14 protein-coding genes are annotated in these 14,240 nt (G+C 66.3%); 13 read left to right on the forward strand and 1 reads right to left on the reverse strand.

Annotated elements, in window-relative coordinates; translation table 11 throughout:
* Positions 1-48: 48 nt before the first annotated feature.
* On the reverse strand, positions 49-1,260 hold the full coding sequence (locus tag Q4C89_RS06425; RefSeq protein ID WP_303101780.1) for a BioF/Kbl family PLP-dependent acyltransferase: 1,212 nt from the start codon (positions 1,258-1,260) through the stop codon (positions 49-51).
* Between the two features lie 192 nt (positions 1,261-1,452).
* Here Q4C89_RS06425 and Q4C89_RS06430 point away from each other — a divergent pair, with 192 nt between their 5' ends.
* The 13 genes from Q4C89_RS06430 to Q4C89_RS06490 all read left to right on the forward strand — a co-directional run bounded on the left by Q4C89_RS06430 (position 1,453) and on the right by Q4C89_RS06490 (position 14,194).
* Complete coding sequence (locus tag Q4C89_RS06430) at positions 1,453-2,313, forward strand: roadblock/LC7 domain-containing protein (protein WP_303101781.1); 861 nt, start codon at positions 1,453-1,455, stop codon at positions 2,311-2,313.
* Positions 2,310-3,890 carry a hypothetical protein gene (locus Q4C89_RS06435; protein WP_303101782.1) on the forward strand — a complete coding sequence of 527 codons (1,581 nt, stop codon included), beginning with the start codon at positions 2,310-2,312 and terminating at the stop codon, positions 3,888-3,890. Before Q4C89_RS06430 ends, Q4C89_RS06435 begins: the two co-directional genes overlap by 4 nt.
* A 53-nt stretch (positions 3,891-3,943) precedes the next feature.
* The gene (locus tag Q4C89_RS06440) at positions 3,944-6,043 is read left to right on the forward strand and encodes a hypothetical protein (RefSeq protein ID WP_303101783.1); all 2,100 of its coding nucleotides are present in this window, start codon (positions 3,944-3,946) and stop codon (positions 6,041-6,043) included.
* Between the two features lie 2 nt (positions 6,044-6,045).
* The gene (gene tsaE / locus Q4C89_RS06445; RefSeq protein WP_303101784.1) at positions 6,046-6,495 is read left to right on the forward strand and encodes a tRNA (adenosine(37)-N6)-threonylcarbamoyltransferase complex ATPase subunit type 1 TsaE; all 450 of its coding nucleotides are present in this window, start codon (positions 6,046-6,048) and stop codon (positions 6,493-6,495) included.
* Positions 6,496-6,525: 30 nt separating this feature from the next.
* Positions 6,526-7,455, forward strand: coding sequence for a hydroxymethylbilane synthase (gene hemC, locus Q4C89_RS06450; RefSeq protein ID WP_303101785.1), 930 nt, complete (start codon positions 6,526-6,528; stop codon positions 7,453-7,455).
* Between the two features lie 4 nt (positions 7,456-7,459).
* Positions 7,460-7,642 (forward strand): hypothetical protein, encoded by a 183-nt coding sequence (locus Q4C89_RS06455; protein ID WP_303101786.1) that lies wholly within the window; start codon positions 7,460-7,462, stop codon positions 7,640-7,642.
* Between the two features lie 27 nt (positions 7,643-7,669).
* A complete protein-coding gene (locus Q4C89_RS06460; protein WP_303101787.1) occupies positions 7,670-8,635 on the forward strand; it encodes an asparaginase in 966 nt (321 codons plus the stop codon).
* Between the two features lie 154 nt (positions 8,636-8,789).
* Complete coding sequence (gene pheS, locus Q4C89_RS06465) at positions 8,790-9,809, forward strand: phenylalanine--tRNA ligase subunit alpha (RefSeq protein WP_303101788.1); 1,020 nt, start codon at positions 8,790-8,792, stop codon at positions 9,807-9,809.
* Positions 9,809-10,303 (forward strand): NUDIX hydrolase, encoded by a 495-nt coding sequence (locus Q4C89_RS06470; protein WP_303101789.1) that lies wholly within the window; start codon positions 9,809-9,811, stop codon positions 10,301-10,303. Before pheS ends, Q4C89_RS06470 begins: the two co-directional genes overlap by 1 nt.
* Positions 10,300-10,899 carry a Uma2 family endonuclease gene (locus Q4C89_RS06475; RefSeq protein WP_303101790.1) on the forward strand — a complete coding sequence of 200 codons (600 nt, stop codon included), beginning with the start codon at positions 10,300-10,302 and terminating at the stop codon, positions 10,897-10,899. The genes Q4C89_RS06470 and Q4C89_RS06475 overlap by 4 nt, the downstream gene beginning before the upstream one ends.
* Before the next feature lie 10 nt (positions 10,900-10,909).
* Entirely contained in the window at positions 10,910-11,353 is a 444-nt protein-coding gene (locus Q4C89_RS06480) for an NUDIX domain-containing protein (protein ID WP_303101791.1), read from the forward strand.
* Positions 11,350-13,818: a phenylalanine--tRNA ligase subunit beta gene (locus Q4C89_RS06485; protein ID WP_303101792.1), complete on the forward strand. Its 2,469-nt coding sequence runs from the start codon at positions 11,350-11,352 to the stop codon at positions 13,816-13,818. Before Q4C89_RS06480 ends, Q4C89_RS06485 begins: the two co-directional genes overlap by 4 nt.
* A gap of 127 nt (positions 13,819-13,945) precedes the next feature.
* On the forward strand, positions 13,946-14,194 hold the full coding sequence (locus tag Q4C89_RS06490; protein WP_303101793.1) for a hypothetical protein: 249 nt from the start codon (positions 13,946-13,948) through the stop codon (positions 14,192-14,194).
* The last annotated feature ends 46 nt before the right edge of the window (positions 14,195-14,240 follow it).

Raw genomic sequence — 14,240 nt, forward strand, 5'->3', positions numbered from 1 at the left:
TAGCGGCCCCAGGGTCGGCTGGCGTCCACCGGAAGTTGCAGAGAAGGCTCAGCGGATGATGCCCAGGTCGCGGCCCACCTGCTCGTAGGCGCTCAGTGCTTGTTCCAAATCATCGCGGGTATGCTCGGCGGTCACGATGTTGCGGATACGGGCGAGGTCGCGTGGCACGGTGGGAAAGCCCAGGCCGACGGCAAAAATCCCCAGGTCGAACAGGCGGCGGCTGGCCTCGAACGCGGCACTCGCCTCCCCGAAGACCACGGGCGTAATCGGCGTCACGCTGCCCAGGGTGTCGAAGCCCAGACGGCCCAGTTCGGCCTTGAAAAAGTGGGTGTTGTCCCAGAGGCGCTCCATCAGGCTGGGGTCGCGCTGCACTTCGTCCAGGGCCGCCGCCAGTCCCCCCACCACGGCAGGCGGCTGCGCGGTGGAAAAGAGGTAGGGCCGGGCGCGGTTGATCAGCAGTTCGCGCAGGTCGGGATGGCCCGCCGCGTAGCCACCCACGCCACCCCAGGCCTTGGAGAGCGTGCCGACCTGAATCACGTCGTCGGCGTACTCGAAGCCGAAATGATGCACCGTCCCGCGCCCCGCTTCGCCCATCACGCCCGAGCCGTGGGCGTCGTCCACATAGGTCACGGCCCCGTATTTGCGGGCGACGGCGACCAGCCGGTCCAGCGGAGCCACGTCGCCGTCCATGCTAAAGACGCCGTCGGTGACGACCAGAATCAATCCTTCGCTGGGATTCTCGCTCAGCACCCGGTCGAGGTCGGCGGGGTCGGCGTGCTTGTAAATCTTCTTGGTCGCCTTGGTCAGCCGCAGCCCGTCAATGATGCTGGCGTGGTTCAGTTCGTCGCTGACGACCAAATCCCCTTCGCGCAGCAGCCCGCCCAGCACGCCCTGGTTGGTGGAAAAGCCGCTGTGCAGCACCAGCGCACTGCCCGTGTGTTTGAAGTCGGCCAGTTGCTGCTCGAACTCCTCATGAATTCGCAGGGTTCCGGCAATGGTTCGCACCGCGCCCGCGCCCACGCCCCACTTTTCCAGATACTCGGCGGCGCGCTCCTTGAGGCGGGGGTGGTCGGCAAAGCCCAGATAGTTGTTGCTGGCGAGGTTGATGACGCTTTTGCCGTCTACCGTGGTGCGGGCATGTTGCGGGGCGTCCAGCACGCGGGGCGAAATCAGGAGGCCACTTTCGCGCAGGGCGGCGAGTTCTTGCGAAAGGCGCTGGCCCAGGCTGACACCGGGCCGGGTCGGTGGGTTGGAGGTCATGCCGGGCAGTCTAGACGTTGCGGTCCGGCACCGGGCGCAGGGGAGGTCTAGGCCCGGCAGCAAAAGGAAGCGCGGGACAGGGCACGCCCGTATACTCTGAACACAGAGGCTTTGCCCTGCCGCCGGAGGCCGGTGCGCCCCGCCCAGCAGCAGGAGAGGCCAGTCAGCAAGTCCGACCGAGGTAATTCATTCATGCCCAATGCCGTTTACACCATGACCTTGCAGACGTTGGCCCAGAGCGTATCCGAGCGGGGAGCCGAGGCGCTGCTCACGGCGGCCCTGCAGGAACGCAACCTGTCCCCCGACGAGGTGTCCGCTGCCCAGATGCAGCTGGTGCTGGCTGGCCCCCTGGGGCACCGCCTAAGCACCATCCTGACGCCCGAACGTGCCCGCATGGAACTCGGCACCCTCGCCCAGCGGCTCGAAAACGAGTATCCCAAGGCCCCCACCCTCTTTACCGACATCGGGGCCTTCACCAACTGGGACCAGGTCGAACCCACCGTGACCGACTGGACTGGAACGGGCGACTTCAGCGAGGAGCAGGCAGGCAAACCCGAGTGGGCCAACGACCCGACTCCGGCAGCGCAAACGGCCCCGGTACACGCTGCCCCGGTGCCGCCCCGCCCGGTCGCCGCCGAAGCCGACGATTTCGGAGATGATGATTTCGGGGACGACGATTTCGAGTTCGACGACCCGGAATACGCCGCGCCCCTGCAAGGGCGGCAGTACGCCCTGGCCCGCAGCGAGGAGCAGGACGCCCTGATTCGTGACCTGGGGCGCATGCAGGGCGTGCTGGGCGTGGTCGTGACCCGCGCCAACGGCGAAATCCTGAAGGTTCGGGCGCTGCGGGACGCCTCGCGGCTGGGCAGCGTGATTGCCGCCACCGCCATGCTGCTGCGCCAGAGTGGACTGAAACTCCTCTCGGCGGATCTGGGCGGACAGACGGTGTGTATGCGCCCGCTGGGTGAGCACTGCGTGGCTGTCATCGCCGGGCCACAGGTCAACGTGGGCCGCCTGCTGGCCGAACTCCAGCAGATTGGAGAAGCGTCTTGAGGGGCCTGCACGGGCTGCTGCTGACCGGAGCGCTGCTGGGTGCCCAGGCGCAGGCGCAGAACCTCGCCGCCTACCGCACGTTGGCCCAGGCGCTCGACCGGGCCGCGGAAACGGTGGCGACCGACCGGGGCGCGGCGCAGACCGACCTGAACCGGGCGCGGGGTGCCCTCACCGATCTGGCACCCACCTTGCCGGGCGGCCTGGACGGACAGGTGTCGCGCAGCCTGCGGGCCACCGTGACCCAGGCCGAGTCGGCCCTGGCGCGCACCCCCGCCGAGGTGCAGGCCAACATCCTGATTGCGCGGGGCCTGATGCGCCGCACGCTCTACGACCAGGTGATGGGCGGACTGCAAGCTCAGCCCAATCCCGCCAACGACAGCGCGGGCCTGCAACTGCTGGGGCGCGAGATGGGCTTTAACCAAGCGTCGCTCGACGGGCTGCGAGCGCAGGCGCGGGCCGGACAACTGGAAACCATCGGCTGGCGCATGCGCCGGGTGGCGAGCAACAAGGTCACTTCGGCACTGAACGCAGTGACGCCCACCCAGTCCCAGACGAACAATTACCTCAACTTGACCCGCGCCAGCAGTTGGTTTTCACTGGTGCGCGAGGAAGGCCGCGCCGCCACGCCGCCCCTGACCGTGGCGCAGTTTGAGCAGGCGCTCCAGCACGTGACCACTGGTGACCAGAACGCCCTCCAGAAGGAAGTCAGCACCATGCAGGCCGCCGCCGCCGACATAGGCCGCCGCCTCGCCGCCAGTCCCCAGGCGGCCCCAGCCCCAACGACAGACACGGCCCCAGCCCCAGCCACCCCTGCCAATCCGAGCAGCACTGCGGCGCGGCCCACGCCTCTTGCCTCGCTGGACGCCACTTATGCGGCCCTCGCCCGCGCCCTGAACGCCAGCGGACACGGCGACCCCGCCCGCGCCCGCCAGGAAATCAGTCAGGCTGTGTCTCTGATGGGCGGCACCCCCCAGGCGCTGCGCCGAACCCCTGCCTTTGCCCAGGCCCAGCGCGACGCCCTCGCCTTGCAATACCGCGTCGGCCTGCGCCCGGACGACATCCAGTCCCTGATGGCGACCCTGGGGTCCGCCGAGGCGCAGGCGGCGGGCCGGGCCGTGGCAGGCAGCGACGGATTCTCGGCCACCGTTTCGCGCAGTCTGGGCGGCTGGGTGCGGATGTTCCTCACCCTGGCGCTGGCGGTGCTGTGCCTGCTGCCGCTGCGTTTCCTGAACCTCGCTTTCGGGGGCAGCAACATCTACTGGCGCTCCATCAGCGCCGGACTGCTGATTTTGCTCCTGCCGCTGCTGCTCGAAGGCGTCTTTGGCCTGCTGGGCTGGATAGGTGACCTGCTCGGCGTGCCGCTGCTGCGCGGAGCCGTCAACCTCACGCTGACCCAGGGCACGGGCGGGCTGCTCGTCTGGGGGCTGCTCAGCGCCGTGGGCCTGGGCCTGCTCGCCTACGGCTTTCAGGGGCTGTGCCGTCAGTTCGGCCTGCTGGGGCGGCGCGTCACCACGTCGTCACCGCGCCCACCCTCGCGCTATACCCAGACGGGCCTCGACTGGGAAGAGGAACTCTAAATGGCTGAGTGCTGCACTTGGCGGCACCGGAGCCTAGTCCCGGAGGTACGCCCATGCCCATGACCATCACCACCCCCCTTCATCAGTTGCCCGTCAAGATGCTGGGCGACATCGTTTCGGCCCGCTCGCTCGAAAAGACACTGCAAGACGCGGCCCTTTCACGCGGGCTGCCGCCCGAAGACCTGAACCCGGCCACGCTGGAAGAAATCCTCAAGCGCGAGGTCTACAAGCGGCTGCTGCTCAACGTGTCGCCCGGCCTCGCCAAGAAGAGAATCATGGACGTGCTGGGCGAGGTCGCCAAACGGCCCGCCGAGCCTGCCGGACGCAGCGATGCCCAGCACCCGGTGTCGGCCCTCGAACAGGCGTCCAAGCGCTTTACCCTCTACTTCGACTGGCCCGAAACCCAGCGGCTGCGCGGGGTGCTGGGCATCGCCCGCGCCGAGGGTGAAGCCGGGCGCAACATTGCCCCCCTGGTTCAGGAAGGCCAGAACCTCATCAGCCAGATGGAGCGCCGCCTGGAAGAAGGGCTGGTGCTTCAGGCCCAGGAACTGGCCGAACTCAAGGACGTGTTTGCCCGCGTGCAGCCGGTCGGCGGCAAGGAAGTGCGCCGCCTGGAGAGCCTGATCGGGGAGCTGGAGGAGGCGCAGAAGCACAAGACCCTGTTGCCCGCCGAACTTGAACGCGCCCGCAACATCTCCTTCAAGCTGCGCAAGACCATGGAAAGCAGCCTGATGCAGGCCGACAGCGTGGCGACCACGCCCGAAGCCCAGTCGCGCATGCTGGCGCTGGAGCAGGAGCACGCGACCCGCAAACTGGGCGCGATTCAGCGCGACTACGCGCCGCTGCTGCGGGCAAGACCCGACCTGGAGCAGCAGCAGGAAGAATTGCGGGTGCGCCAGTCCACCGGAAAACTCAGCGAAGCCGCCGTGGACGCGTGGCGCGAGGCCCTGGAAACCGCCCGCCAGCGCACCCTGACCGAGCAGCGCGAGGAACTGGCCGAACTGGCCGAACTGCTGGGGCAGCAGGGCAACCAAAAGCTGCACGAGGCACGCGTCGCCCTCGACGTGGCCCGCATGACCCTCCAAGGCGGCGGATTGGCGACCGAGGAACTGCGCGAACTGCGCAACGTCGCCCAGGCGCTCAACCACTCGCCCGAACGGGCCGAACGTGTGCTGCAGGGCCAGCGCGAACTCGAGGAACTGACCCGCAGCGCCCGTGACGTGCCCGGCGCGGCGGCAGCCATCGCCGGGCCACTGGCCGAAGCGCGCCAGGCCATCGAGCGCGGCGAGGCCTACGACCTGTCGGCGCTGTGGGGCCAACTGGAACGCCACATGAGCGCGGCGGCGGCACAGCGCCAGGACTTCGACGCCCGCGCCGACTTCGTGATTGCCGAGTACGACGAGATGCGCGGTCTGGCCGGAGAAACCATTCAGCGCCTGGGCCGACTGGCCGACACCCTACGTGCCCAGCGCCGCCTGGGGCCGATGAGTCCCGAGGCCCGTGAACGCTATGCCCAAACCCTGGCCGACGGCGAGGCCCTCCTGAGCGAAGCCCACGCCGAGCACGAGGCCGCCCAGAAGGTGACGGCCACCTTCGGGGAGCAGGCACTCGACGACCTGCTGGACGTGTTCGACTTCGGCGGCGACAGCCTGGGCGAGCTGGACACTCCGGCACCAGCCAGTGCCAGCAACCCCTGGTCCAGCCTCGCCCTCGACGAGCCGCCTGCCCGTGACCTTGAGCACGCCGACCTCGCCGCTCCGTCCCCGGCGACGCCCCCTCCTGCGGCTGATCCGTTCGCGGGGTTGCTGGGAGATGTGCTGCCCCAGACGCCTGCGCCCGCCTCTCCTGTGCCCGCTACTCCTGCGCTGGCGTCCGTGCCTGCCCTGCGTCTGCCGGGTGAAGCGCGGGCCGACATCTGGCAAATCAGCCGGGGCGAAGTGACAGCGGGCACCTCCGACGCGGCGGCACAGGGCATGGCGGAGCTGCTCCGGCAAGCCGCCACGCTGGGCCTGCACCGCCTCGACATGGGCGACGCCACGCACGTCTGGTCGGCCCGCTCGGTGGGCGGCGGCGAGTGGCGCCTGGCCCGCGCCGCCGACTGGGACAGCCTCGACGACGACGCTGGCCCCTGGCTCGATACGGGCGAACTCTGAAGGTGCCTCAGCCATCGGGACAGTTGCAACCTGCCGAGTCGCGCCTGCTGCGGGGCGTCACCGAGCAGCGTGACCTGGGCGCGGCACTGGCCCAGGCCCTGCCGCCCGGCAGCGTCCTCTTTCTGGAGGGTGAACTGGGCGCAGGCAAAACCACGCTGACCCAGGGCCTGCTGGCGGCCTACGGCTTTGCGGGCCACGTCACCAGTCCCACCTACGCGCTGATGCAGGTCTACCCCACCCCGGCGGGGCAGGTGCTGCATGTGGACGCCTACCGCGTGCGCGACGTGGCCGAGCTGTACGAGATGGACCTGGACGAACTGATCGTGGGCAGCCGCCTGAGCATCATCGAGTGGGGCGAGGGCTTTTATGCCGATTATCCGGACGCGCCCGTGTACCTGCTGGAGCACGTGGAGAGCGAGCCGGAGCTGCGGCGCGTGACGCGCAGACGTTAGGGCGCCCGGAGCGGCTATACTGCCCCGGTTATGCGGATGGTAACCGTTGGAACGCGGGGCAGCACCCTGGCCCTCGCGCAGACGCGCTGGGTGATAGCCCGCCTCAAAGAAGAATGGCCTGAGACCGAATTCCGGCTTCAGACCATCTCGACCAAAGGGGACCGCAACCGCGAGAGCCTCGAACAACTCGCACAAAAGGGCGACAAGGGGTTCTGGGTCAAGGAAATTGAGGAAGCCCTGCTCGCCAAAAAAATCGACATCGCCGTGCATTCGCTCAAGGACCTGCCCACCGAGCAACCCGAGGGCCTGGAAGTCTCCAGCATTCCCAAGCGGGTGGACGCCCGTGACGTGCTGATTGGACGCGAGGGCATGAAAAAACTCTCCGAATTGCCCCAGGGAGCCCGCGTCGGCACCAGCAGCGTGCGGCGCAAGGCGTTCCTGCGCTCCTACCGCCCCGACCTGGTGGTCAAAGACCTGCGCGGCAACATCGACACGCGGCTGGCGGCCCTGGGCAGCGGCGAGTACGACGCGATTATCCTGGCGGCGGCGGGCCTGATTCGCACCGAGCAGCGCCACCGCATCGACGAATTTGTCGAGCCGGACATCCTGTTGCCTGCCCCTGGGCAGGGTGCCCTGGCCCTGGAAACCCGCAGCGACGATGACCTGACCATTGAAGTCGCCTACGCGATTCACGACCACGCCACCGACGACCGGATTACCGCCGAGCGCGAATTCCTGGCTGGGCTGGGCGCGGGCTGCATGGCCCCGGTGGGCGCACACGCCGTCATCAAGGGTGGCCTGCTGACGCTGGAAGGCTGGGTGGGGGCGCTGGACGGCACCAAGGTCATCCGCGCCACCTCGCAGGGCGACGCCGCCGAGTGTGCCGACATCGGCGCGGAACTCGCCGCCGACATGCTGAACCAGGGTGCGGCAGAACTGATCGCTGCCGCCCGCAGCTGAGCGCGTGAACATCCCCTCTCGGGCGTGGACACTGGCGCTGCTCGCCGCCCTGCTGTGGGCGGGCATCGGCACCATTCAGAAGACCGGGCGCGGTATTCCACTGGGGGACGCTGTGGTCAGTGAATTGCCCCTCACGGCGCTGGTGTTCGTGGTGGCCCTGCTGGTGGCGGCGCAGCGCAACCGCTGACCCAGGCTGGGCCGCTAAGCTGCCGTCATGTCTTTTGCTCCTCGCCTCGCCCTGATTCACACTGGCGGCACCATCGCCAGCCGTCCCAGTCCCGACGGACGCGGCCTGACCCCGCAGACGCCGCCCGAGCTGCCCGGCCTGGAAGGCGTGCGGGTCAGCGAATTTCAGCCGTTCAACCTGCCCAGCCCGCATGTCACGCCCGCGCACATGGGTCAATTGGCGCAACTGATTGAAGAAGTCGCCGCCGACCACGACGCGGTGGTGGTCACGCACGGCACCGACACGCTGGAAGAAACGGCCTTTTTCCTTCACCTGTGCCTGCCCGCCGCCATTCCGGTGGTGCTGACGGGTTCCATGCGCCACGCCGAGGAAGCCTCCTGGGACGGTCCCGGCAACCTGCTGGACGCCGCGCAGGTCGCGCTGTGTACGGAAACGGCGGGGCGCGGGCCACTGGTCGTCTTCGGCGGCGACATCTTCGACGCCCGCACCGTGACCAAAGTGCATACCAGCGCGGTGGACGCCTTCGGGGGCTATCCCGGCCCGATTGGGCGCATCGACCGTATTCCGATGGGGCCGCAGGTGCGCTATTTCGCCACGCCGGAGCCGCGCCCGACCTTTCGCCCGGAAACGCTGAGGAGGCGGGTCGAAATCCTCTACGCCTACGCGGGCTGGCAGGGTGAAGGCTACGCCGAAGCACTGGCGCGGGCCGACGGGCTGGTGATTGCCGCGCTGGGCACGGGCAACCTGCCGCCCGAACTGCTGCCGCTGATAGAGGGAAGCGACAAACCCGTCGTCATCGCTACCCGCACCCACGCCGGGCCGATTCTGCCTGTCTACGGCTACGCGGGCGGTGGGGCCACACTGGTGGCGGCGGGCGCGATTCCGGCCAGTTTCCTGAACGCGCACAAGGCGCGGCTGCTGCTGCTGGTGCTGCTCAGCCTGGGCCTGGGCCGCGAGGACGTACGGCGGGTGTTCGCTGCGGGCGTGTTTTGATAGCCTGACGGGGTATGACGGTTTTACCTTCGCCATTTACCCAGCGGGGAAGAACACCGGGCTAAGTCTTCGGCCCTGTGTTCTTCCCCGTTTTGCTGCGTGCAGACGGGGAATTTTTGATGATGGGTGATGGTTGATAGATGGAGGAGAAATAATGCAAGAACAGGCCATTTCTGAAATTCAAGCCGCCGAGACGCTCGAAGCGCTGCAACTCGTCAAGACCAAATATGTGGGCAAATCGGGTCTGGTGACCAAGGAACTCGGCACGCTGGGCAAGCTGCCGCCCGAAGAACGCAAGGCACGCGGCGCGGAAATCAACGTGGTGCGTCAGGCGATTCAGGCCGCGCTGGACGAGAAGGAAGGGGCGCTCAAGCGGGCCGCGCTGGACGCCAAACTGCAAAGCGAAGCCATCGACGTGACGCTGCCAGGGCTGGGCCTGCCCAGTGGGGGTCTACACCCCATCAGCCGCGTGTACGACGAACTCATCGGCATTTTTACCCGCATGGGCTACGAAGTCGCGGAAGGGCCGGAGGTGGAGGAGGAGCATTACAACTTCGAGGCGCTGAACATCCCCTGGTATCACCCCGCCCGCGAGTTGCAGGACACCTTCTGGCTGGAAGACGGGCGTCTGCTGCGGACGCACACCAGCAACATGCAGATTCGCTACATGGTCGAGCACGAACCCGACCTGAAAATGGTCTCGCGGGGCAAGGTCTATCGCTACGAAGCCACCGACGCCACGCACGAGGCCATGTTTCACCAACTCGAGGGTCTGGTGGTGGGCGACGGCATCAGCATGAGCGACCTCAAGGGCACCATTGCGGAGATGGCACGCGGGCTGTACGGGCCGAGCGCCAAAGTGCGCTTTCAGCCCAGCTATTACCCCTTCGTGGAGCCTGGGGCCGACTTCGCCGTGTACTGGGACAACCCACGCGGCGAGAGCAAATGGCTGGAGTTGGGCGGCTGCGGCATGGTTCACCCCAACGTGTTTAAGGCGGTGGATGACCTGCGCGAAGCAGCGGGCAAAGAGCGCGTCTACGAGGGCAAAACAGGCTTTGCGTTCGGGCTGGGACCAGAGCGCATCGCCATGCTGAAGTACAAGATTCCCGATATTCGCTACTTCTACGCCAACGACCCGAGGGTAATTGGGCAGTTTCGGGGCGAGTTGGGGTAATGGAAACCTTCGCCATTCCCTGTGTGGGCGCCCTTATTCCGCGCAGCGTGAATGGTCAAGCGTCTCTCCTTTTGCAAGAACGGCGCAAACCCAATATCGGTATTGAGGACGGTCTGCTTGAATTGCCCGCAGGCAAACTGCGCGAGTACGAAAATGTCTTCGATGCTCTGCGCCGCGAAGTGAGGGAGGAAACGGGCTTGACCGTCACGCGCATCAGGGGCGAGGGCGAAGGCTTTGGGCGCGAGGTGCTGGGCTATGACGTTCGGACGATGACGCCGTATTGCGTCACTCAAAACCTGTCAGGCGGATACTCCATCCTGCTCAGCACTTTCATCTGTGAGGCGCAGGGCGAACCCCGTGCCCAGCAAGGAGAAACCGCCGCGCCGCGCTGGGTACCCTTGCAAGAGTTGCGGCAAAAGCTGGAGCATCAGCCCGAGGCGTTTTACCCTATGCATCTGGGCGCCCTACACAAGTATTTGGAGGAGCATCTATGACCGACCCCGCCCCCCAAGCCATGACCGAGGCCGAATACCTCGCCAGCGAGCGCCAAAGCCCCTACAAGCGCGAGTATGTGGGCGGGTTCGTGTACCCCTTGCACGCTCAGGCGGGAACGAGTGGCAACCATGCCCGCATCAGCATGAACATTGCAGGCACGCTTTACCCCGCTGCTATGGGGCAAAGCTGCCGCCTCTACCAGTCCGATATGCAGATCTACATCCCCAGCGAGTCGGTTTACTTCTACCCCGACGTGATGCTGGCCTGTGAAGGCGAAGCGCCGCACCGCTACCACGAAACCGCGCCCTGCCTCATTGCCGAAGTGACTTCAGGCAGCACCGCCCACACCGACCGCCGCCACAAATACAGCGTCTACACGGGCATTCCAAGCCTGCAAACCTACCTGATTGTGTCGCAGGACGAGCGGTATGTCATTGAGTACCAGCGCGACCCCAGCACCACCGAAAACGGCGGCTGGCGGCTGCGCGAGGTCCGCGGCGTGGGCGAAGTGGACGTGCCTTGCCTGGGCCTGCGCCTCACGCTGGACGAGATTTACCGCAATGTCATTCCCAATGAGCAACGTCATCCCCAATGAAGGAGACCCCATGACCCCCGCCCCACGCCCCCGCGCCGTCGCCATCATCTACAACGACCAAAATCAAGTTCTCCTCATGCTGCGCCGCAAGAACGGCAAGACCTACGCCACGCTGCCCGGCGGCGGCATCGAACCCGGTGAAACCCCCGCCGAGGCCTGCGCCCGCGAGGTGCTGGAAGAAGTCAACCTGACCGTTGGCGTAGGCGAGCAGGTGCTGGAACTGGACAACCGGCACGGCGACACCCACAGCCAAGAACACTATTTCCTGGCCCACGTCGAGGGCGGTGAAATGCGCCTGGGCGACGGGCCAGAAGGCATTCGCAACAGCGAGGAAAACTGGTATCAGCCCGAATGGGTAGCGTTGGAACGCCTCGATGAAGTCAATCTCGTTCCCGAAGCGGTGCGCGGCCTGGTGCGCCAGCACGCCGACAACAACCAAGAGGTCCACCCATGAAACTTCCCTATTCCTGGCTCAAAGAACTGATTCCCCAACTGCCCCCCGTCACCGAACTGGAGCCGATCTTCTCGCAGATTGGCCTGCCCCTGGAAGGCACCGAGGACGCCCCCACCGTCCCCGAAGGCGTCCTGCTGGTGGAGGTCATCAGCGCCGAACCCATCGAAGGCACCAAACTGACCAAAATCACCTTCAACGCGGGGCCAGCGCATGGGCAGCACACCATCGCCAGCGGTGCGCCGAACGCGGTGGGGCTGGCGGCGGGCACCATGTTGGCCCTTGTCACCCCTGGCACCGAACTCGGCGGCATGACCTACGGCGTGCGCGAGATGCAGGGCGTGGAAAGTTGGGGCATGGCGGCGAGTGAAAAGGAACTCGGCATAGGCGAGCAAAACGCGGGCGTGATGCTGATTCGCGCAGGCGAGGCCCCCGCTGGTACGCCGCTGCAAACGCTCTGGCCCGCCGACACCGTGCTGGACATTGAAGTCACGCCCAACCGCGCCGACGTGCTCAGCGCCCTCGGTCTGGCGCGTGACCTTGCCGCCTTCCTCAAGCTGGAACTGGTTACGCCCAAGCTGCCCCCCGTTCCCCAAGGGGCGGGGCAGATTCGCGTTGCCCTGCCCGACCGGGGCCGTGTGCTGGAGCGTGACCCGTCCAAAAAGTTGCGCTTCGGCTGCGACCATTTCGCCGCCCGTGCGGTGTCGGGAATTCAGAACGGCCCCAGCCCGCTGTGGATGCAGCGCCGCCTGACAATGGCGGGAATGCGCCCCCGCGACCTGATTGTAGACACCTCCAACTATGTGATGCTGGAACTGGGCCAGCCCACCGCCATTTATGACCGCCGTGACGTGGCGGCGGACGGAATCGTGGTGGCGTTCGGCCTGCGCGAAGGTGAGAAGGTGCGCGACCTGCTGGGGGGCGAGCATCAGGTGGGGCCGGAGGACCTGCTGATTCTGGACGCGGGCATGAGCGACGAACCCGTGATGACGGTGGCGGAAGCCTTCTCCACCATGAAGCAGCCCAAAGAAGGAAACCATGTGCTGGGCGTGGCGGGCATCGTGGGCGCGGCGCATGGGCAGGTGCGGGCCGACACTGCCGACGTGGTGATTGAAGCCGCCCACTTCGACCCCGTGCTGCTGCGGCGCACCGCGACCCGTCTGGGCCTCAAGACCGATGCGGTGTACCGCTTTGAGCGCGGCGTAGACCCGCTGATTGCGCCCCACGCCGCCGCCCGCATTGCCGAACTGCTGCGCGAGTGTGGCGGCGGCACGCCCGAGCAGGGGCAAACGCTGGTCGGCACGCCCGAACTCCCAGGCGAAATCAGCGCGACAGGCGAACAGATTCGGAAGCTGCTGGGGATGCACGTTGACACCGCCGAAATGCGCGACATTCTGGGGCGTTTGGGGTGCAGGGTTGAGGGCGAAGGGGATGACCTGCGCGTGCTGCCTCCCTCGTGGCGGGTGGATATGGTCATCTGGCAAGACCTCGCGGAAGAAGTCGCCCGCTTGCACGGCTTCGTCAACCTCCCCGAAACGCTGCCGCACCTGCGCGTCCACGACTCCAACATTGGCGCGTCGGCCCCCAGCAACGGACGGGCCGAGTTGCGCCGCACGCTGAGTGGGCTGGGCTTTCAGGAGGTCGTGACCTACACCTTCACCAGCGACGACGAAGCGGGCAAAGCGCGGGCCGAACTGCCGAACGTGCGCCTGAAAAACCCGATGACGGCAGACCGCACGGGCATGCGTACCGCGCTGTATCCCTCGCTGCTGCGGGCGGCGGGCGCACACGGCAAAGGCGAGCGCGTGTTGCTCTTCGAAATTGGGCGGATTTTCCCCGCGAGCGGCGAGCAGGAGCGCCTCGGCCTGCTGATGCGCGGTGACCTGGCCGCCAAGACCTACACCGACGGCGTTCGCGGCGGCTTTGGCGTGTTCAAGGGGCTGGTGGAAGCGTTCGCGGCGAGCTTGGGCGCAAGCTTTACGCTGGAGCAACTGCGCGGCGATGAAGTCCCCTCGGCGCTGCATCCAGGTATTGCGGGCGGAGTCGTCTGGAACGGGCAAAAGGTGGGCTGGCTGGGCGCAGTGCATCCCGAAATTGCCGCCGAATTTGGCCTGAAGGGAGACACCTTCATCTTGGAAGTGGCCTTGCCGCTACCTGCCCGTGACTGGGCCTTTGCCGACCCCAGCCGCGCTCCCGCCGCGCTGCGTGACCTCGCGGTGATTGCACCGACGGGCGTGAGCTACGGCGAAATCGTGAAGGTGCTGCGTGATGCGGGCGGCGAGTTGCTGGAAAGCGTGGAGCCGTTTGACGTGTACACGGGCGAACAGGTGGGCGTGGGCAACCGCTCCGTCGCCGTGCGGATGACCTACCGTGGCGCAAAGACGCTCACCGAAGAAGACATTGACCCCGTGTTCGCCGCGCAGATTGAGGCGGTGAAGCGGCAGGGGTGGGCGATTCGGGAGAAGTAAGGCTGTTGATAGTAGATGGTTGATTGTTGATAGAGAAGGGAGGCTGGGGCGGTGGCTCTGGCCTCTTTTCCTGGAAGCGTGTCGCTGGGACGGCGGCCTGTGGACTTACAGGGCTTAAACTTACAGAATGACGACAGAACAGGAAAAGCAGTCGAAAGGGCCCGCAAATATCGTTATCAGGCTTGCCAATCAGGAAGATTATGCGGAAAAAGACTCCTACGAAGGCGGGAAATGGTGCGTCGTGACCTCAGATAACCTTCAAGAGGAAGGGAAATTAAAGCATAGTGCCGCATCTCGAGAAGAAGCACTTGCATGGGCACTCAAAAAACGGCGATTAGGGGTTGACAAATCGGGGTGGGGTGTGGAGAGGGGATGAGGTGTTCACGCCCCATCCCGACTACAGTCTAATGCCCATCCGGCAT

This window comes from Deinococcus sp. (assembly GCF_030523985.1).
Lineage (GTDB): Bacteria > Deinococcota > Deinococci > Deinococcales > Deinococcaceae > Deinococcus.

Excerpts from the sequence above, each read along its gene's own strand:
- Q4C89_RS06430 (WP_303101781.1), top strand. The coding sequence starts at position 1,453 with ATGCCCAATGCCGTTTACACCATGACCTTGCAGACGTTGGCCCAGAGC.
- Q4C89_RS06490 (WP_303101793.1), top strand. The coding sequence starts at position 13,946 with ATGACGACAGAACAGGAAAAGCAGTCGAAAGGGCCCGCAAATATCGTT.
- Q4C89_RS06460 (WP_303101787.1), top strand. The coding sequence starts at position 7,670 with ATGTCTTTTGCTCCTCGCCTCGCCCTGATTCACACTGGCGGCACCATC.
- hemC (WP_303101785.1), top strand. The coding sequence starts at position 6,526 with ATGCGGATGGTAACCGTTGGAACGCGGGGCAGCACCCTGGCCCTCGCG.
- Q4C89_RS06485 (WP_303101792.1), top strand. The coding sequence starts at position 11,350 with ATGAAACTTCCCTATTCCTGGCTCAAAGAACTGATTCCCCAACTGCCC.
- pheS (WP_303101788.1), top strand. The coding sequence starts at position 8,790 with ATGCAAGAACAGGCCATTTCTGAAATTCAAGCCGCCGAGACGCTCGAA.
- Q4C89_RS06480 (WP_303101791.1), top strand. The coding sequence starts at position 10,910 with ATGACCCCCGCCCCACGCCCCCGCGCCGTCGCCATCATCTACAACGAC.
- Q4C89_RS06440 (WP_303101783.1), top strand. The coding sequence starts at position 3,944 with ATGCCCATGACCATCACCACCCCCCTTCATCAGTTGCCCGTCAAGATG.
- Q4C89_RS06425 (WP_303101780.1), bottom strand. The coding sequence starts at position 1,260 with ATGACCTCCAACCCACCGACCCGGCCCGGTGTCAGCCTGGGCCAGCGC.
- Q4C89_RS06470 (WP_303101789.1), top strand. The coding sequence starts at position 9,809 with ATGGAAACCTTCGCCATTCCCTGTGTGGGCGCCCTTATTCCGCGCAGC.
- Q4C89_RS06475 (WP_303101790.1), top strand. The coding sequence starts at position 10,300 with ATGACCGACCCCGCCCCCCAAGCCATGACCGAGGCCGAATACCTCGCC.